Raw genomic sequence first — 19,617 nt, forward strand, 5'->3', positions numbered from 1 at the left:
GGATTAAATGGTGCGACCTACTTTCTGAAATTCTCGCCGGATACCTTCCTGAATATCTTCCCGATGAACCCTTCGCTCTGGACGGTCCAAGGCCATCAGCAAGCTGTGCTGAACCACATTGATAATTGCTCCTCCGCTGAGCTCATAGCTGTTTGCGAGCTCCTTCAAATCAATTTTCTCTTCTAGTTTTGCTTGGATGGGGAATCCGTTTTTCCAAAGTTGATAGCGCTCTTCAGGATTTGGCACAGGGAAAAATATCGTGGACTGAAACCTTCGCATAAAGGCATCATCCAAGTTGCCTTTTAGGTTGGTGGCCAAAATGACCAAGCCATCATAGTCCTCGATGCGCTGCAAAAGATAAGATACCTCCTGATTGGCATAGCGATCATGTGCATCATTGACAGCGGTACGCTTACCGAAAAGAGCGTCAGCCTCATCAAAGAAAAGAATCCAGCCTTGGTGCTCGGCTTTATCGAAGACTTTTGAGAGATTTTTCTCGGTCTCGCCGATGTATTTGGAAATCATCCTCGAAAGGTCAATTCGATATACATCCAGGTCCATCTTTTTACCCAAAAGTGCTGCTGTTAAAGTTTTCCCTGTTCCAGGAGGTCCGTAAAAAAGGGCTTTGTAACCGGGCTTGAGAATGCGTTTCATTCCCCAGTTTTCCATCAGAAAATCTTTGTTTCTCAGCCAAGACTCTAACTCCCTCAATTGCTGCATCGTGTCATGTGGAAGGATGAGATCCTCCCAGTCCAGATTGGTGCGAAGCGGGTGGGCTGGAAAATCATTTCCAAATCTTGGATTTCGCTTTCTGCCGGTGGTCATGACATCTAGGATTTCTGGCTGGATCAAGAGTGTGCCGGATAGAAATGACTCTTCAGGGTCTACCTCTCCCATCGAAAGGATTTTCTCACGGAAAAGGATGCTTTCTTCCTCAAAAAGTGACTGGTACTTAAATCGCTTTGCCAAATCTCCTCCTGCAAGGATAAACATCACCGTTTCTCCTGTGGGTAAAATTCCACTGGCTCGCTTGCCCTTTTTCACACCAAACTCCGTATAGATTTGCTGAGTCTGTTGATTTCGGCTCATAAACATATCCAAGAGTTGTGGGCGGATATGTGGAACTGCAGCCATCATCAAGAGGAATCGATGTTCAGGACCTAAGTCGTATTTTTTGACCAACTCGACAAAAGGCGCATCCATGCCCTCCAAATCCGGGGCGGGGATTTCTAAAAGGTCACTCGGTCCTGTGCCTGGTTTAGCATTTTGGATGGAACGAGCCTTGAGTATTTGCTGTAGCCATTCGAGCTCCAATTGAATGCAGTGGGCGTTATCATTGTGTAAATTCACCATTCTGTGATTAGGGTTTGATCCATCCAGGGCAGCTTGATAATTGAAATCGCCCAAGGTAATCGGTCTACCAAAATATCGATCGATAGGCGTTCTATTTGAAGTTTGAAGCCTCCATCTGCAGGTCTTATACTACCTTTCCTAGGGAGAAAGCCTTTGGCCATAAAATCTCCAGATGTACTTTTCAATGCTGACCAATGATGAGCAACGGAGTCAAGCAGAGTCCTACACTCCACTTTCTCAAAGTCAGAGAATTCGGCCTTTACCGGGATGGGGTCATGCAATGGTATACCACATAGGATTTTATTTAAAATGAGTTCTTCTTCAGCATATTCTGTTGAGGGATTCAAGAGAAACTGTAGCAAGAGTGCTGCTTGGTACTGAGACTTGTGGTTTTTAAATTCCTTTTCAGAAAGGTACCCTACTTGCGCAAAAAAATGCTTTAAAAATGGAGCTAATAGAACAAGCCCGGCATTGGAAACTGTAAAAACCGCTTCATCATCAACAGAAGGTCCTGTGATTTTTTCAGAAATGAGGTTATTAGGCTTTTTGGAATACTGTTGGTAAGCATGAATGAAACGCTGAAGAAGTACTTTTTTACTCACCGAAGTAGACTGCTTTTTCCTAAACAAACCTAATGTCAACCCCTTCTTTAGCAGCTCTTCAGCTACGCGTTCTATTTCCTGAGACTGGAATGATAAGTTGTTTTTTGCAAGAAGCCATGCCATCAGATGAATAAAAAAATCACTCTCATTCCCTGAGTCATTTTTGAAGAAGCGGGAGCTATACTTTCTGAGTTCCAAATCAGTATCTGAAGCAATAGGCCTAAATTCCAATAAAAGGAAATGGATCAGGTGTTCTTCTAATTTTTCTAGGCTCAGCCATTGATTGACCAGTAGTTTTTTGAATAAGGAATGGATTCTTCTCACATTTCCTGAGAAGTGAGGGGAATACAGGGAGAGCAATTCGTAAGTCGTTTGGAAGTCAAGGCTGTTTTTCAGTCTTTCCCACTCTTGCATGGTAAACTCCTTGGAATTCAAGAAAGCAAGGAGCTTTGAGTCTTCGCTTTCTAATAGTTTTTGAAGAGTTTTTTTTAGGGTATTTTGTCCTGAATAAGTTGCCCACCAAGGACGGACCCCATACTGAAGTAAATGGATGAAAAGCTCCCAGGTATTTTGTTTTTCCGAATCTTCATCGGTTTTTATTTCTGAATTATCAGGACTTTCTATCCCATTGCCTTTTGCTTTTTTATCAGCTGAAATACTGAGTTCGTCGATAAGCTTTTTTTTAAGTCTGTCTCTTAAGATATCGAGGTCCAGTGAAGGAGAGATTCTTCCTAAGTTTAAATCAAGCTTCGTTATGCGTAAATGAATGCCTTTTCTTTCATGGTCATCAAAAACCTCCTCTATGACTGGAAGCAATTCTTGCTCATAGATAGCTGCCCAGCGATTTTGATCCGTCCGGGCATACTCCTCGTTTTTGTAGTCGAGCTCCAGTCTCTGGGTATGGATGACGTGTCGGGACATCAGAAGCGCTTGAATTTATTGATCAGTTCATTCTTGTTTTCACTGGCTCCAAATTCGATTTTTTTGTCTTCCAGAACTTTCTTCAGGGTGTCTTTCTTCAAAACCTTAAGCTCCTCTTCTTTGAGTTTGGATTCAGGATTTTCTTTCAAGAAAGTGGCTATTAATTTCTCTTTGTCAGAGTCCTTTTCATAGGTGATCTTTCTATTGTCAAGTAGTTTTTCGACCTCCTTAGTCTCCAGGTGATCCAAAGTAACTACATAGCCATCTGAAGGAGCTACAAGACGGAAGGGCACCAGTTGGAAATCAGCCCTTTCCTCCGAACAGATAAACCGTTCCTGGGAAATAAACCCAATTCTGTTCACGACAATAGTTTGTCCCGGATTTGGGAAATTTAAACTATAGTTTCCGTTTGGATCAGTGAGGGTCTGAATATCTGTGTCTTTTATTTGAATACTCGCAGCTCTTATGGCTTTTCCATTGGCGTCTGTGACAGTTCCTTGGATGCCTTGGCTTATGCAGGTATTCTCAGAGCCCCCACAATTCGCCTGTTGATAATTTAGAATAAGGCGGTTTAATTTTTCGCCTGATTCGCTGGAGGAATTGATTCCAAGACAGGAAAGGAGTGCCCGCTTATCTTGGATTGCTTCAAGTGGTCCCTGCGTCAATTCCAGAGTTGTAAAGCCTTTGGTTTCTTGGAGACTGCTTAGGAGCAATTGGATTATTTGATCAGGAGTATATAAATCAGGGATATTAATTTCTCGGAAATTCAAAGTTGCTCGCACATTTTTCTCTCCCCAGCATTTCAAAATATCAGCGGAATAGCAGGTTTTGGCGTTTTCATAAACCAAGATGGTCACCTTTCCGGTATCTGATTTCCCCGTTGCTTTGTCCACAAGTTTGTATTCAAAACTATCAATTCCTGAAAAGTCTTTCTTTGGATTAAAGAGGAATTTGGTCTTGTTTTCATCTTGTTTTACTTCACCTCCCTGCTCACTTAAAACAGAGATCAAAACCACTTCATAGGTTCTTTCAATAGGTAGGCGGTCATTTAGACTTGGTTCTACCAGTATGGGCACATTGGCTAGGGTGACGGCGTAGTCCGGTCGGGCAAATGGAGGTAAAAGTCCCCAATCCATATTTTCACAGGCGTCAAAGCAACCTTCGCAGGAGCAGATTTCTCCCGGTAATGAAAAGTCTCCTATTATTCTTTCGGACTTCTGGTGATAAAGCAAAATAAAAGTCCCTCCCCGATAAGCTCCGGCTTGATGCTCTATACCGGGATTTTTTTTCAGAAAATCAGAAAACAGATTACTTTGGTTGATTTGCTGGATTCGATTTAGATAGGAAAGGTAAAGTCGCTGGATCTTGCTAAAGAATACTAAATCCAATAAACGATAAATCAAAGGAGACATTCTTGCGATGATTCCATTGTACATCTGAAGAACAATGTTAGGCGTCTGAGGAGTAACTCGGAGCCGGTTGATCAGGCGAAGCTTAATGAGTAGAAATTCCAACACCATATCCAGGATTTCTTTATAGGATTCCTGAAATTTTTCCCAATTCAATTGATCCAAGCACTCCGGGAGGGATTCACTTACCCGTTGCAGAAAAACCTTACCCGTGTCTTCCTTGATGTTTTCTTTTGCTGTCCGTAAATTTTCAGAGTTAAACTCAGCCTGAATATTTTTGACATAATCGATTACCTCTCGAATATCCCTCGCTGTACCGATTAGCAGCAGGCGCTGATGGGCATATTCTTCCTGCAAATCATGCCATCCGCATCGATCTAGGCTTCTTCCTTCCCCTTCATCAAAATGCAAAGTGTGGAGATGGATAGGTAAGTTAAACCGTTGAATTAGTTGTTGAACCCTTTTTCTAGCTTCATCCAGACTTTGGCTTAGGTGTCCTTCCACTCTAAAAAATGGATAGGGGTCCAAGTCAAAATGAAGTGGTGCTTCCAGGAAACCGCCTTTTTCTGATGGAGAATCAGGCTGATTATCGTAAGAAAGAACTTCGCCTCGACGTGGCGACCAGGTATTTCTTCGCTCAGGATCAGGCCATGATTTTTCTAAGGAAAACCATGAACCTGTTTTGCCTTTGCTTTTGATATCGTAGTAATAGGGAATGCTTCGATCTCCCAGAATTCCATATTTTTCCTTAGAAGGAGTGATTTTCACGGGATGCTCTTTTCCTCCTTCCCGAATGATGGAGAGTTCGAAGGTCTCAATCATGAGTATCAACCGGCGATACTGTTGGGCGAGCCGTTCTATTTCGGCTTTTTGACCGTTGTAAACCGGGGGCTGAACGAAGCCATGCCGGAAAGTATAGAATTCTGCCGCTGTTTCAGTCTGTACTCTGGCCCGTCCGATCATTAGATGTAGGGGAAAGAGCGAGCTGTCAGTAGGGCAACTGTACCAGAGATTCCTTCCGGTTTCCAAAAATTCCGTCCAAGCGGTTACCAGTTCTTTAAAGAAATCATACAGGTATTGAACCCCCAAAATCTCTTTTCCATCAGCAGCGACCAACTCCCCAATTTCTTTGATTTTTTGTCGAAGACTATTAGTTTCAAAGGGATTGCTAAAGTCGAAGGTCTTTCCCAAAATGGGAGAAAAAACCTCAAAGCCTTTTGCCAGGTTTTCCCAGAAATCTTCCTTCAGGAGCTCATTGATAGGGCTTTGGTAGTTTTTTATAAAAGCTTTCCATTCTTTGGATTCTGCTCCCTCTGGTGAGAAGAGTGGGCGCTTGATAAAAAAGTCTTTTAATTCAAGTGCCTGAGCGAAATCTCCCGATACATTACTGGTTCGTTCAGGGAGGATTTTTTCCAGATCAGACTTCGAAATCAAAAGTCTTCGTAAAGTGATGAGCCGATTCTGTCCCCGGTCATCACAGGAGTTGCCAAGACAGGATTTGAGATCCTGATCGAAAATCTCCAGAAAAAGCAATACAAACTTGTCATTCAAAAAATTGGAGGGGTTTGTCAGCTTTTTGACCGTATTGTCTTCTTCTGGTTCTTCGCTCAGAATTTCGAAAAGATCGATGTCTTGCTCGGGAAAACCAAAAGGTTTGTAGCTGACTCCTTCAGGAAGCGTGTAGGGTCGGTAAAATTTGCCATCGAAGTCTTTTCCGATTTGAATCAAAAAGCCCTCTGAGGTAATTCCTAGTCCTTTACTGATTCGTAGACCTCCTGAAAGTGGTTTTATTTGCAAACCACAAACGATACCCATCCCGATAAGTTTGGACCGGGTGAGGCGGTTTTGCTGATCAAGGTAAGCCCCAAGCTGATTTAGCTGGGTACTGGTGAGGACTTGGCTTCCTTCAAAAATCGGATAATTGGAAATAAGCTGGCTCATAGTATTCGGATTAAAACTCTCCCAGAGATGAGAAATTGAGAATGATGGAATTGTCCAAATTTTCGTCTTCATCACAGTCGTGTAAAGTGCCTGCAGGGTAGACATTTCGGACTTTTTCGAGCGCTTCGATCAGCCTTTCATGGGCTTGGGAAAGATGAAGCGGGTGGGATACGGATTTTTGAGCTTCGAGATGCCAAACTTTCCAGGCCATCTCAAGCTCCTCCATACGCACAGGACTGATCCAGCATACTGTCAGAAAGACATGAGCCGGAGTTTCCAGTTTGATCTTTTTTTCAATGAATTTTCGGAAGTCCCTATTGGTGAATCGACCTGCCCAAAATGGTAAAATAAAATGTCCCATGCAGGTGTAGGGATCATCTAGGATACAGTCACACTCTTCTTGAAAGTGCGGATCCATCAATCGATCTTCGATAGTTGAAGTGGTCGGATTACCCATATCATCCGGATAGGTGTATTTGCCTTGGTGCTTGGGCCTCAACAGAATGTGCTCGAACATGTGGCTCCCTTCCAAATCAAAAAATTCCTTCAAAATGAATTCTTTTAATGAAGCCATGGCTTTTGTTTCTTCACCTCCTGCTATCAGCACCTTGTCTGCGATCACCTGCCGAACTTCGAATCTTCTTCGGAGAATTAACTCAGCATTTAGCAAATCAGGTCTAGGGGCTTTTTTGGTAATCAGAATTGTATCAGATTCGGAAAGTCGGGAGTCAAATATTTCATATGAAACAGTCCTTTCTTGTCCATCCAGTATAAAATCTATGTGAATGATGTCTCCTGCTTTCCAAAGGAAAGTATGGTCGCCGTTCAGGGTTATTTCATGCTTCTCTACATCCAGGCCCACAATTGGGAAGACCCTTCGGAATTCAATCCAGTCATTTTTTTGGGGAATTTGATCAAATTTCAGCAGGATTTGACTGCCATTCCCATCTGCTTGTTCGAGTGTTAATTGGATTTCAGGAAAGCCTTCTTGCTGCAAAAAGGGTATTCCAAAAAGACCTGACTGTAAGTCAGCGGCAAGTGAATCATTGAAGTTAAATTCGAAGGATTTGGCTAAAACCCCACCAAAAACAGGATCTACCACATAGTAATGATAAGGGTCTGAGGTATCAGGGTCCAATTGGTATCCTGTGGCGCGAGAGGCAGCGGCCACAAGCTGCCAAATGTGAGTTTTTATTCGTTCTTCGGCGAGATTTTCCAGCTCCTCTTCGGAGACGGCATCGGGAACCTCCTGGGTGATTTTGCCACCTAGGATTTGGTTTCCTTGCCCAAATGGAGCATCAAAAAATTCGAATTCAATTTCGTAAGATGGCGGTGCAGGAGTTAAATAAACCTGAATTGTATATTGGTACCAGTTTTCCAGGTGAAGGCTTAGGCTTTTTCGGTTTGCACGGGCATTATGGAGGAATTCTTCCTTAAAAATAGAGTGAACTTTATCTAAAAGAAGCACTGCATTTCCACCTGGATCGGCATCAGGAAAATCTTTTTTGACGCTTTCGCCCAGGATTTCACCATTCAGAAGAAGCTCAATCAGAAAATTCCCCGCAGTGCCGGTAATGCTGTAGCTTTCCGAACTCGCTCCTAGGCTGATGGCCTTTTCCAAAGCCAAAGAAGCGTTTTCTACCGACTCGAATACTTCTATCAGCGTGAAAATGTCTTGATTTAATTCATCCTTGACCCAAACAGTCCAACCTGTTAGACCCTCCCGAATTTCAAATGAGGGACTAAACCGTAGCCAGCTCCAGTCCTTTTTCTTAAAACCATAAAGAGCTCCTACTCGATCCTCCAGACCCGATTGATTGTCAAGGTGAAAAAACGATTCAGGCAAAGAATAATCATAGCCTTGTCCTCTTCTTGAAGAAATTCTAGGATACTGATTGAGAAGCCAAAGCTTATCATCTATCAGCTGGCGCTTGGCATTTGGATTTCCAATCCTTATGCTGAGACTAGCATAGTCTACCACCTGCTCAGCAAATCTTCCCAATAGGTGGTTCAAAAATTCGTTTCGTCTCGCTAGATAGGTTTCTTTTGATTCAGCCAGGTTTTTTACCAATTCTTCCAAGCCAACCAAATCTCTCCAAATCTCTTTCGAGTCTGGGACTAGGTTTTCAAGGCTTTTGGTGAAAAAGGTTCGGTCAATGATTGGATTCCCAAAAGTATCCCGATCTGCAGATATCGAAAACAAATCCTTGATATGTGTGAGTTGCTGGAGGTAATTGACCAGGAATTGTTCAAAAACCATCAAATAGGCCTTGAGCTGCTTGACTTCATGTTTTTTTGGCCTACCGGGGGCAGCTGGCATCATCCCATTTTCTCCTATACCATAGACTTGGGGAAAGTCATTTTGGATGGAATAGTAGTCTCCCGGGTCCATGTAAGTTCCTCTTGGAGCTTCAAAGTCCAATTGTGGATATCGGATTTTTTGAGGTCTTTCTTGATCCCTTTGATCAGCTAGCAGATCTTCTACCTCCTCCCGATTGGCTACAAAGGGGAGCTCTTCTTTGTAGTATATCAATTTGCTTTCAGGAATATTCAGTCTCGGGACATAGTTTTTGTCAACGGCTAGTTCAAGACACCACTTGACACTTTTGCTGGGAATTGAGCTGCTTTCATTGTCTTGTGGTTTATTGGCAATCTGAATACTCTTTACTGCTTTGACCCCTGGGATATTCATGATCAGGTGGATCAAATCAGAAACATGGATTTTGGATTTTCTACTGGCTTTTTCCAGCTCCTCTTCCACAATAAAGCCATGTTTCAACAGCGGGCCTTCAAAGATCTTCTCGGTTGGGGTGCATTGTTCATCGGACCAATTGCCGATAAAAACCCGGTCATCTTCCTGCAAAATCGGACTGCTGAAGGCAGGGCTGACATGGATTTGAGCGAGATTTGGCTTCTTTGGGTCAGGGCTTACAGAGATGACGGTGTAGTTTCCGCTATTATTTCCCGAGCCTACAATACTGATCGAAGTGCCCTCTTTTGGATATTCTGATTCGGAAAGCTCCAACCAAATTTTCCCAGGCTTTTGCTCAAATCGCCGGATTTCGAGATTCCCTGATTTACAGCGATGCAGCATCTCTTCCAACTGATAAAAATTAACCTGAGGGGAAAGAAATTTGGAGATTTGGGTGAAAATAGCAGCCTCTGTAGCTTCCACATCGGCCTCTGCATGCAGCTCGATATCCGCACAAATAAGAATTTCCTCTACACGAAGGGCATGGAAATTGACGAAATCCTCACAAAGGTTGCGGTTGGCATACAGTGTTTTTTTTGCCTCAGCTAGAATCTCTTTCACCTTCTTGATTTTTAGAAGGTAAAAACTCAAAATCCCATCTTCGTTTTTGAAGACAAAGTTGTTTACTTGGGTATTGATAGCGGTAAGCCCATCTATGGCTTTTGGTCCAGATGGGGTCAATTCACTCCCTTCAATTTTTATGTTTTTGGAAGAGGTAGTGCGATAGGTTAATTCAAAATTATCAGGGACATTCTGGTATTGGACGACAATATCGATAATCGATTTTTTGATGGCCGTGGGATCATTCCAATCGATATCAGCATCCCATCGTGGGAATTCTACTTGGATATCGATGACCATTCCCGCAAGGTCAGGGTGCTCATCGAGTTGGATTTCCATTGAGATTTTATTCTCATTCAGATCTCCGAGCCGTTCGTTTTCATCAAACTCCAATAGTACATCATACAAAATACCCATTTGAAGAGCCTTCTCCGTAGTGGGGAAGGGCTTGTAGGCCAGCTTTTTTTGTTTTCTATCCGGAAAAACCGGGATTTCATTTGATTCCCGAAGTTCAATCCAAGCATTTTTTATTCCGGCAAAATGTAGCTCTTCTCCGATTCTTTCTACTACTTCTACATCCATCAGTAGTTTCCGGTAGTCATTGATTGTCAGGGCTTTCGAAGGGAGTATTTCTGAAGCTTTAAAAAATTGTCCCTTTATGCTGCCCTTTGGGTCAGCAAGCAAATCCGCTATGGGAAGATTACTTCGATAGCCCAAATCAGTAATTGCATAGCAAAGGACCTCCAAGATGGTCATTCCTGGATCATGGGCATTGAAATCTGTCCAGACTTTGCCAGATAGTCGCTGGATATAGGCTATGGCCTCCTTCCGCAGAAGCTCATAATCCATCACTGCGTTTTGCGGTTTTTCCTTCGATATGGTGGTAGGTGTAAGCATAGTTTAAGTATCGTAGGCTTCATCCATGTCAGAATCTTCGACTGAGCCAATGCTGACAGCGGCTTTTATTTCATTATCCGGACATTCGCAGTCATCACCCTCTAGGATTTCCAATTTGTGATCTCCATGATTCCCGATGGTTCCTGTAGATCCCAAGATGGATATTCCCGTACTGCCCTGAGCTTCGTCTACCCGCCTTTTGGAAAGAATACTTCCATCAATGGGGTTTTTGATGATCTGATAGAGTTCGAAACAGGTGAGGAAGTCCACATAAGATCTTTTTTCAATGAAATGAAGGATCTGAGAGCTGTGAATCTCACCGGCAAAGTCAAATCCTTCTGGCAACTGATAGGCCCAGGGGGAAAGAAAGGTCTTGATTTCATCCTCCAGCTTTTTGGTAAAAAAGCTGCTGTCGATACCCGTGTGAAATTTGATCTTGGTTTTAACCTGGAGTTCTTCATAGATCGGATTCACTACATGAAGAAACACCCCAGGAGGATTGATTTTTTCAAGAAATTCCTTTACAGAAGCTATCAAGGCCACGCTTGCCTTTGGTCTCAAAGGGTCAATGGCATTTTGATTGAGTACATTTGCGATGATCACCACTGTGATATGCCGGGGTGACAGAGCACGATATTTTTCCAGGTTGCCGTTGTAAAAGGTGTGGTTGAGCACTTTAACCTGGTAGATTTCCGGAAATTTCTCCAGTACCAGATGCTCATAATCCCATCGGGTAATGGCTCGTTGCTTATGACGAATCCGCTCGGAAACCCTCAGGTAAAAATCCTCCGGTTTTTCCTGAGTTTTTCCTCCAAAGGAAGCAAAGGGCTGAGAAATTTTGCTGATTTGACTTTGCCCTGTCACCAGCTTGGATATGCTTTTTGCAGGGAGTGCTTCTGACAGGCGGTCTGGATCATTTCCTTTGTCTTCAAAAGTCACCCGTATTGCTTGTGTAATGATGTGGGTAAAAAGCGGGATGGTATCGCTGTTGTTATCAACGGAGGCTTTGATCCAGGTGAGTCCATCTGTATGGATGGTATGGGAAGAATTCGCTGCTTTGGGAGGTGTAAATCCAATAATCCCTGTTTGAATCAATCCATTGGTCTCGTCTCCTGTGATATCCAGCTTGGCAAAGGGCAACCAGGTGTTATCACTTAAATAGCTCCAACTTACCGTTGGGACTGGCTTTTCGGGATTTCCGCTTCCGTCCAAGACTCGGATCAATAATTGTAATGACTGGGCCGGCAGATGGTTTTTCAGCCCTATGTATAGACTTCCTTCTGCCTCATAGCTTGGCAATAGGTCAAAGCCCTTGGGGTCCCAATTGATGCTTGCTTCTCCGAATGCACCAATGTGGAAGAATGCAAAGTCTGAATTTCTGCCTTCTGAGTAGGTTTCTACAGCTGTATAGTCCAATTTGACCGATTTGATTTCCGGAGAATATGGTTCCTTGGGAAGCGGTGTCTTAGGCGCTTTATTGAGGGCAATAATAGCCTTGGCCAGATCGGCTGGATATTCTTGATGGCCAAAGTCTTTTCCTGCCAAGTTGAGCCGGATGACCCCTCTTCGGAGCTTGGGGGACCACTCGCTGAATTCATTTAATTCAGGCTCGGCCTTTAATTGATTTAAGAAGGCACTTTCAAAAGAAAGGGTTTGATTGGTCTGAAGGGTTTGGTTGTTGTTTTGATTAAATAATCTTTTTTGTGGGCCAGTCACCCAAGTTTTGTCATCCAATAAGGCTGTTTTCACCAAAAAGCTCTCATTGTCGCGGTCTTTATTGGTATAATTTGCATAATGCTCTCCCAAATTGCCGGGAAGACCAAACCATTCAAAATGAAGATTCAGGCTGTCGAGTTTTTTGGAAAAAGCTTCCCTGCTGCCTATATAAAAAGAGGAGCCAATCTGAGGTCTAAATCCAAAGGGAAAAATATTTTTTCCAACAGGAAGAACGGACTGATCATTTTGGAGAATAAGGCTTTCAAGACCTTTGACTTCCGTTTGGAGTCTGACTTTTGAAACTTTCAGTCCCTTGAGAATGCTGTAAGGGTAACTTTGAAACGTATCAGCCAGCTCTACTTTTAATACAGGTAAGCGGGTTTTGAATTTTTGAAGGAGAATTTCCTCCAAATATCCTACTACTGCTGCTTGGTCTGGGATTAGCTTAAAATTGAGGGCTAAAACGAGGTGATCTCCTTTATCCTGGACCCAGTGTGCCTGCTTTCTGAAGCTGTATTTGAGGTCTTCAATCTTATCATCTCCTACACCTCGGACTTTTCCGACATCTTTTAATTCGAGGAATCTTCCTCCCAGTGCGGTTCTTCTCGCTAGAATATTCTTTGCCGCTACCTCTCCGATGTCATATCCTTGAAATGGCCGATGCTTTCCAATTTCAGGATTATCGAATACTCTACCCATCTGAGGTTCAATTCCTGCGATATCTACCCAATTGTTGGCAGAATTAATGAAATAAAGCGCCTCATCCTCAGCCTCTTCTTCTGTAGCGGCCAGAGCGGGAAGTGCTTCGATCCATTCTTCTTCCCCGCTTAGCCAAAATCGGAATGATTTATCCAGATGGAGAGATTGGAGTCGTTCGAGCAGTCCATCTGATTTTTTGAGTTGAAGGGAAAGTTCGATTTTTCGATGTCCTTCCTGTAAAAAAAGCATGGGCGAAGCAATGGCAAATCCCAACGTGGCTAGTTCTCTTTCGGAATTCGGGAATAGGATCTTAGGTCTTCCAAAAGGTTGCCATCTTCCATCTGATTCTGATATTTCTCCGCCTTTTCCATCGGAAGAATTGGCGATGGAAGATTTATAAAAACGTGAATTTTCATCTTTGAATAGTGCCTGAATGGAAGCAACTTCTGATTTGTTGAAAACCTGATTATGGGGGTTTTCAAAAATGACCTCATTTCCTAAATCGTCTTTGCCGGCTTTGAATCCAGTTCCTTTTAGGAGTAAATGTTCATGTACATGCTTCGCCAGCTGCAAGATGAGATAGGCTTGATCAGACTCTGCAGGCTTTTGCCGAAGTCTCAATACATCTCGGAAGAAAAAGTCGAGATGCTTTTTGCTCAAAGCGTTAAGTTCTTTTTGAGCGATAGAGAATGCATTCAAAAAGGCCAAAAACAAAACAAAATGGGGTGAATTTCGCTGGTCTTCGCTTATTTTTTTGTCAAAAAATGGCTTCCAATCTCCCTTGAATTCAACAGTCTCCTTATCTCCGACCTTTTTGCCTTCAGCAAATTTCAATTCAGCTGCAAGGTTTTTGGCAAATGCCTTTAATTCCTCCAATTTCCGAGGGTCTACTGCTACGTAGTCAGGCAATAGGCTTTCCAGCAGCCGATTTCCCCGGTTGGTGCCGCTCCCTGGAGCAATCAAGTTATGGCAATTGTCCTGACTCATAGTTCGGTGTCTGTAGCTTCAATGCTGAGGTATGGATAGACTAGGTTTTTCCGATTGTTGGTGGCGATAATTCGATAGTTGATGAGTACTTCTACTCTACCTTCCTCGTAGTTTGGCCGCATATCAATCTCGTCTGCCTTCACTCGGGGTTCATGAAATAAAATGGCTCTTTTGATTCGGTTGATAATGATGGTAGCGGTGGTAACATTTAGCGCTTCGAATAGCAAATCTTCCATATTGGCGCCATAATCTGGGCGCATGACTCGCTCTCCCACGGTAGTATTTAGGAGGATGATCAGACTTTGACGAATATCTTCTTCTTTCTCTGCGAGTAATACCTCAGTAGAGTCTCTTTTAAATGCCACAGGGAATCCCCAGCCTCTGCCTAAAAATGAATTATTATCTTCCATATCATCCAATAATTACTGTGGGTTCACCGACTGCTGCCGAAGCACCGCAGCCGCAGGTATCTCCTACTCTTAGCGCAGGCATTCCTCCTATCATAACCGTAGCGCTCCCAATCGTAAAGGGACTGGAAGTCGGTTGATGTCCTGAAGGAGGTAAAGCACAGAGGTGCATATCCCCCATGACTGCAGCGGGCATTCCACCGATCAGCACATTCGGTTTACCGGGCCCGACGATGGTACCTCCGTGATTAGTAAGATCTGTGACTCTGGCTGCTGCTGGCATAGCTTAGTTTATTTGCACGATTGATCCTTTTACTTCTGTATTTCCAGATGAATTCAAAGAGGCAGAGGCACTGCCATCTGCCTTAAATTCAGCACTGGCTTTGAGTTCGATATTGGTTCCTTCCATTTTGATATCCCCATTTGCTTTAATGGTGATATTGTTTTCGCTTTCCAAGTCAATTCCTTCACTGCCCATTTGAAATAGGTTTTTGTTTTCATCTTCAATTTTTATCACTCCTTCATCTTCACTAAGTAGGATTTTATTGCCATTGGGAGTTTCTATGGTGAGGGCAACCAAATCGTCATTGAAGACTAATCGCATACCGGAGCGAGTAAAAATCCCTTTTTCATGATTATCGTCGGAAGGTTCTAAAGGCGCAGCCTTGGCACTGCTGTATAGTCTGCCGAGAACTACCGCATCTCTTGGGTCTTCATTGATAAATCCAATAATGACTTCATCACCTATTTCAGGATAGAAAAAGCTGCCTCTTCCATCTCCTGCATCCATTTGAGCCATTCTTGCCCAGATGCCTTCTTCTTCTGGATTGATCAAAGGGATGACTACTTTCACCCTGAATTCTCCATCAGGATCATTTTCTAGGGCCGTCACCTTGCCGATTTGGAGGCCTTTGATGGCAGGTAAGAGTCCTGCCGCTGGTACATCTTCAATGTCGTCGTAGGTGTATGCGATTAATTTAGGGTCTAATCCGAGACCTATATGAGTAAACCACTTCTGATTAGGGGATATTTCATGGTAAACCGATGAGACAAAGGCTTTGCCGTTAAATCGATCCCCAAAACCTATTAATGAAACCATGTCACCGGGCCGGATCCTGTTATCTCCGAGAGTTTTTAACCTTCCCTGTATTTTTGACAGCCTACTGCGGAGGAGGTGGGTATCAGCCCAAGATTGGAGTTCCTCGTCCTTTTTTGGCCCCCCATGTTGAAGTTTGTTTTCACTGAGGCCGATCACTGCCGCCAGCTCATCCGGGCTGATATTTCCCAGCAAATCAAGACCTGGATCGGTAGCTTCCTTTTCTTTGATCTCTTGAATAGCTGCATCCCAGCTCAAGGTTATACTGGACGAAAATTGCTTTCTTGCGTCCATTTCTGCCTCAAAACTGATGACATTCATCCCAAACTCAAGATCCAAAACGGCCTCGCCTCCAGTGTCAGGTTTGAATATTTCTACTTCACCCCCTTTCACTCTGACGATTTTTCCACAGGACTCAGCCCTTGTCAGAATAAAATCCCAATCGGTACAATAGTATTGAACCATCTCGGCATGAGTGGGCTGCGTGCTTTCGACCTTGGCGTTCAAGTCCGAGTAGTTGCCTATCAGAGACTCCATAATTTCTGAGTCGGAAGAGTCGAAGTAGTAATTGTTTTTTCGTCCTACCGTCATTCGAATTACCGGATCCCGAAGTTCCAGAACTAACTTTGAGGAGTCTTTACTGATATCGAGGCCATGCTTGATAATGATTCCTTCAAAAATTTGCTCCTCGTCATTATTGTAGCCTGCTTTGATTTCGATTTTTTTACCGGGAACAAATAAATCCCCGTCACTTAGGTTAAATTGTCCTGTGGCTACATCTCCATCAAAAAGAACCAGCTTGGCTGCAGGTACTTTGTTGATGGCATAAGTTACAGCAAGCATGGCTACTCCTACAGAAGCAGGCAATTCCTGACCTTCCGATAGGATGGTGAAGGTGGCCAAATCTGGATTGGTCCGTGTGCTGACAGGTAATATTGGCATAGATTAATTTTTTTTGACAGGAGGAAATGAAAGCTCCTCGCCTATTTCTAGTTTTCGAAAATTTTTGAGCTGGTTGATCCTGGCGATTTCCAGGTAATAATCTGGAGTTCCGTAGATTCTTTGACACATGATCGGCAGGGTATCCCCGGCCTTCACTGTGCGGATGTGGGTCAGATCTGGAGAGTTTCTTGAAGTTTCTGCGGCCTGCTCCTCTCGGGAAATGGACTGCTTAAACTTCGCTGAAATGGTAGCCCTAATGGGTAATCCTGCTGAATTGAAGAGCTTGTAATTGATGGTGGCGCTTTCGAGCACTCCGCGGAATTGAAATGCTCCCCAATTGATCTGGAGGAAGTTGGGTTTATGGGTATCAGATTGGATTTTTTGTGTGATGTCCAGAAATTTTTGGATTGCCCGATCCACATGCTTATCCTTCTGAATGATCTGAATGGCTGAGATTTTATCATTACTGATCAAATCGGTATTGGGTTTACTGTCCCCCAAGTAGTCCAGATTGATGTCGCCAGGTGTATCATTCCCCGGTGGGGAGGCTGCGGTGGCATCAAACAGGAATTCAAAAGTGACAGATTCCGATTGATTGGATCGGAATTGGTTTTGTGCTCCGTCGGCCAAACCTTCCTCAGGAACCCATTTGTTTTGCACTTCTTGGCTGTAGGCCGTAGGATTGTACATGACGACATAAGTCTGTCTTGAAGACGTGAAAAAGTCATCAGAAAATGCAGTGATTTTCAGCTTTTCCAGACCTCTTAAGGGAGAAAATATGTCTTTCAGTGCCATGGACTTTTAGCGTTCGTTTTTGTCTTTGATCAATCGGATGATTTCCTCCATGCCTTTTTCCAGTGCTTCAGCCCTTGGAAGAGGGCGGTTTTTACCGGTAGGTTTTTCATCAGCAGAATCGACTGTGGTGCGGATGATGAGTTCTTTGACTTCTATAGGCATATTTAGATAGGTAAAAGGTCCGTAGGATCAATTCTTCGGTAATACTGATATGCAAACTCGATGGATTCTATCATTAATGAATTTTCCATCGCATTTAATCCTTCAATACTCCACTTTACGGGCCAGGAATTGATGAAATTCCAAGCTTGAAGCGGGAGGTGTTGGTCATTGAGTAAGATTACCGTAATGTCCTGGGCTTCAAACTGAAAGCCTTCCATGGAGTCTTTGAACCATTGCATCAATTGAGATCCGATCAGCATTCCTCGCTTCATCGTAAGGTTGGGATAGGATACCGGATTGGGCATTCTGTGCTTAAATCGGTTTTCCCCACCTTCGGCGTATTCCTCTACGCCAATTTCCACACTGAGCCCGCCGACTTCCTGAAAGCCCACGTCCGGGATACCAGGATACTTTAGGAGTAGCCCCTCAAACCGAACCAGAAAATGAAACCCGGTAGGTGGATAGAATAGCGCCATCTATTAGGGGGTTTCTATAGAAAGTCCTTCGTGACAGAGTTCAATGGTCTCAATGGCCACTTCATTGCCAGTAGAGTTTAAAGAAGGTCCTTCTACTTTGCAGGGCCATGCCTCTTTTACTTTCCATACCATCACAGGCTCATGCTCTTCGTTGAGGAGACTGATAGTGAGATCTCTGCGTTCGATATTGTTTTTCCTGACAGTATTCAGCCATTGGAAAAACTCGTTGTCTGCTCTAAAAACACCTCTTTTTAGAGTGATATTGCTGTATTGTGGGATTCCCGGCATCTTGCTGACGTGGTATTCCAAAGAACTACCTTCACGGTAGTCGATGGACTGAAGCTCCACAGTAAGACCGGATACTTCTGTAAAACCAATGCGGGTACCGCCCCATTCTACCTGGAAATGAAAGACGGAAACTGGATATGCTACTGCCATGGTATTGAAATTTTAATTGTTTATGATTCTTGAAGTTTATGAGAAAATTTGAGAATGATGAATTCAGCTGGTCTTACGGCGGCCAGCCCTATTTCCACATTCATGCGACCTTCCAAGATGTCTTGAGAAGTCATAGTCGTACCTAGTCCCACTCTGACAAAGAAGGCATCCTCAGGTTTAGCACCTGCCAGCGCTCCGTCTCTCCAGAGTTTGGAGAGGAAGTTTTCGATCATGGTTTTTACCCGGAGCCAAGTATTGGCATCATTAGGCTCGAATACCACAAATTCGGTAGCCTTTTTGACAGATTCTTCGATGAAAATAAATAGCCTCCTCACGGGGACGTAGCGCCATTCATTGTCATTTCCTGCTAAGGTTCGGGCTCCCCAGACTAAGGTTCCTTTTCCGGTGAAGCTGCGAATGACATTGATAGACTTTCCTGAAGCAGCATCTACATTCAGAGAGGCTTGTTGTTCGTGGGTCACTTTGAGAGAAGGGCCGACAACTGACCTGATGCTCACATTTGCAGGGGCTTTCCACACACCTCGCTGACTGTCGACCCGGGCATAGACTCCTGCAATAGCTCCACCTGGAGGTAAAGTGACATTGAGCTTGCTGATTTCAGCTAGGATAGCCCGATGAAGACTAGGATCATTTCCGGCTACCCAATCCAGAGTTTTACTATTGGCGTCAGTAGGAGTTGAAGGAGCTGGCGTTTCAGTGCCTTCATAGCTACTGTTTTGGACGATGCTTACTGTGGTATTGTCAAATCCATAGCTGAGGGCCGACTTAAGTTTTGGGTAGTAGACGGCCCCATATTTTAAATCTATATTGCCAAACGATCCCCGGAAATTCCCGGCATCTGCGATGGGATCGGTAGTTTCTTCCTTCACATCCATAATGACAAATCGATCCTGAAGCTTATCACACTGTTCCAATGCTTGCTCGTATACCAATCCCGCGTTGACAAGACTCAAATCGTCCGGAAAAAGAATCAAGGTGGGCTCATCTACTTTTTCCAGAGCAGCCAAGCCTCCCAATAATGAGGCGCTGTTGGTAGATTCTCCTACAATGGGGCTAGTCGAGAAATCCTGGACTGATACGATATAGCAGGGGCCCCCTCCATTGTCGAAGAACATTCGAAGGCTGTAATACATTTTGAATGCCGAGTCTGAACCGGTGAGTGCCGCAGTAATTTTTCGATTAATCAACTTGGTTGGTGGTCCTCCATAGGTGTCTTCAATGATGACTGAGATCGCCTCTGGATTTGCCTTTCCGAAAATGGATTCATATTCAAGCATGGATGAAATCCTTGTTGGGATTCCCCGTACATCTTCTCCATTTTTGGAGGCCAAAGCGGTATGTCCGATAAAGGCGGGAATTGCAGTTTCCACTGCTGCAACTGAGGCAGGGAGCGTGGAAATCTCCTCAATGTAAACGCCTGGTGTGAAATAATTTGCCATGAT

The 19,617-nt window shown here is 43.8% G+C and carries 13 protein-coding genes; all 13 read right to left on the minus strand.

All coding sequences use genetic code 11. The features are described 5' to 3' along the window. Nucleotides 1–3: 3 nt before the first annotated feature. Genes G457_RS0112015 through G457_RS0112075 form a run of 13 tightly spaced genes read right to left on the minus strand, consistent with a single transcriptional unit; the run spans nt 4 to nt 19,614 of the window. Nucleotides 4–1,353, minus strand: coding sequence for an ATP-binding protein (locus G457_RS0112015; protein ID WP_026946705.1), 1,350 nt, complete (start codon nt 1,351–1,353; stop codon nt 4–6). Continuing rightward, nucleotides 1,347–2,876 carry a contractile injection system tape measure protein gene (locus G457_RS22255; protein WP_026946706.1) on the minus strand — a complete coding sequence of 510 codons (1,530 nt, stop codon included), beginning with the start codon at nt 2,874–2,876 and terminating at the stop codon, nt 1,347–1,349. Before G457_RS22255 ends, G457_RS0112015 begins: the two co-directional genes overlap by 7 nt. Then, nucleotides 2,876–6,226, minus strand: a complete 3,351-nt coding sequence (locus G457_RS0112025) for a carboxypeptidase-like regulatory domain-containing protein (protein WP_026946707.1) — start codon at nt 6,224–6,226, stop codon at nt 2,876–2,878. Before G457_RS0112025 ends, G457_RS22255 begins: the two co-directional genes overlap by 1 nt. A 10-nt stretch (nt 6,227–6,236) precedes the next feature. Then, a complete protein-coding gene (locus G457_RS0112030) occupies nt 6,237–10,436 on the minus strand; it encodes a hypothetical protein (protein WP_026946708.1) in 4,200 nt (1,399 codons plus the stop codon). A 3-nt stretch (nt 10,437–10,439) separates the two neighbouring features. After that, on the minus strand, nt 10,440–13,838 hold the full coding sequence (locus G457_RS0112035) for a baseplate J/gp47 family protein (protein WP_026946709.1): 3,399 nt from the start codon (nt 13,836–13,838) through the stop codon (nt 10,440–10,442). Continuing rightward, nucleotides 13,835–14,248: a GPW/gp25 family protein gene (locus G457_RS0112040; protein WP_035483777.1), complete on the minus strand. Its 414-nt coding sequence runs from the start codon at nt 14,246–14,248 to the stop codon at nt 13,835–13,837. The genes G457_RS0112035 and G457_RS0112040 overlap by 4 nt, the downstream gene beginning before the upstream one ends. Nucleotide 14,249: 1 nt before the next feature. After that, a complete protein-coding gene (locus G457_RS0112045) occupies nt 14,250–14,528 on the minus strand; it encodes a PAAR domain-containing protein (RefSeq protein ID WP_026946711.1) in 279 nt (92 codons plus the stop codon). 3 nt (nt 14,529–14,531) lie between these two features. After that, nucleotides 14,532–16,283 (minus strand): type VI secretion system tip protein VgrG, encoded by a 1,752-nt coding sequence (gene vgrG, locus G457_RS0112050; RefSeq protein WP_035483779.1) that lies wholly within the window; start codon nt 16,281–16,283, stop codon nt 14,532–14,534. A gap of 3 nt (nt 16,284–16,286) precedes the next feature. After that, nucleotides 16,287–17,078, minus strand: coding sequence for a CIS tube protein (locus tag G457_RS22260; RefSeq protein WP_051260815.1), 792 nt, complete (start codon nt 17,076–17,078; stop codon nt 16,287–16,289). A 6-nt stretch (nt 17,079–17,084) separates the two neighbouring features. Continuing rightward, entirely contained in the window at nt 17,085–17,240 is a 156-nt protein-coding gene (locus G457_RS22810) for a DUF5908 family protein (protein WP_155847146.1), read from the minus strand. A 2-nt stretch (nt 17,241–17,242) separates the two neighbouring features. After that, on the minus strand, nt 17,243–17,716 hold the full coding sequence (locus G457_RS0112065; RefSeq protein WP_026946713.1) for a phage tail protein: 474 nt from the start codon (nt 17,714–17,716) through the stop codon (nt 17,243–17,245). Nucleotides 17,717–17,719: 3 nt separating this feature from the next. After that, nucleotides 17,720–18,154 carry a phage tail protein gene (locus G457_RS0112070; protein WP_024283984.1) on the minus strand — a complete coding sequence of 145 codons (435 nt, stop codon included), beginning with the start codon at nt 18,152–18,154 and terminating at the stop codon, nt 17,720–17,722. A gap of 20 nt (nt 18,155–18,174) precedes the next feature. After that, nucleotides 18,175–19,614 (minus strand): phage tail sheath family protein, encoded by a 1,440-nt coding sequence (locus G457_RS0112075; protein WP_026946714.1) that lies wholly within the window; start codon nt 19,612–19,614, stop codon nt 18,175–18,177. Nucleotides 19,615–19,617 lie beyond the last annotated feature (3 nt).

It is taken from the genome of Algoriphagus marincola DSM 16067 (assembly GCF_000429405.1).
GTDB classification, from domain to species: domain Bacteria; phylum Bacteroidota; class Bacteroidia; order Cytophagales; family Cyclobacteriaceae; genus Algoriphagus; species Algoriphagus marincola.

Coding starts and splice junctions, on each gene's coding strand:
- G457_RS0112015 (WP_026946705.1), bottom strand. CDS start 1,353: ATGGTGAATTTACACAATGATAACGCCCACTGCATTCAATTGGAGCTC.
- G457_RS22255 (WP_026946706.1), bottom strand. CDS start 2,876: ATGTCCCGACACGTCATCCATACCCAGAGACTGGAGCTCGACTACAAA.
- G457_RS0112025 (WP_026946707.1), bottom strand. CDS start 6,226: ATGAGCCAGCTTATTTCCAATTATCCGATTTTTGAAGGAAGCCAAGTC.
- G457_RS0112030 (WP_026946708.1), bottom strand. CDS start 10,436: ATGCTTACACCTACCACCATATCGAAGGAAAAACCGCAAAACGCAGTG.
- G457_RS0112035 (WP_026946709.1), bottom strand. CDS start 13,838: ATGAGTCAGGACAATTGCCATAACTTGATTGCTCCAGGGAGCGGCACC.
- G457_RS0112040 (WP_035483777.1), bottom strand. CDS start 14,248: ATGGAAGATAATAATTCATTTTTAGGCAGAGGCTGGGGATTCCCTGTG.
- G457_RS0112045 (WP_026946711.1), bottom strand. CDS start 14,528: ATGCCAGCAGCAGCCAGAGTCACAGATCTTACTAATCACGGAGGTACC.
- vgrG (WP_035483779.1), bottom strand. CDS start 16,283: ATGCCAATATTACCTGTCAGCACACGGACCAATCCAGATTTGGCCACC.
- G457_RS22260 (WP_051260815.1), bottom strand. CDS start 17,078: ATGGCACTGAAAGACATATTTTCTCCCTTAAGAGGTCTGGAAAAGCTG.
- G457_RS22810 (WP_155847146.1), bottom strand. CDS start 17,240: ATGCCTATAGAAGTCAAAGAACTCATCATCCGCACCACAGTCGATTCT.
- G457_RS0112065 (WP_026946713.1), bottom strand. CDS start 17,716: ATGGCGCTATTCTATCCACCTACCGGGTTTCATTTTCTGGTTCGGTTT.
- G457_RS0112070 (WP_024283984.1), bottom strand. CDS start 18,154: ATGGCAGTAGCATATCCAGTTTCCGTCTTTCATTTCCAGGTAGAATGG.
- G457_RS0112075 (WP_026946714.1), bottom strand. CDS start 19,614: ATGGCAAATTATTTCACACCAGGCGTTTACATTGAGGAGATTTCCACG.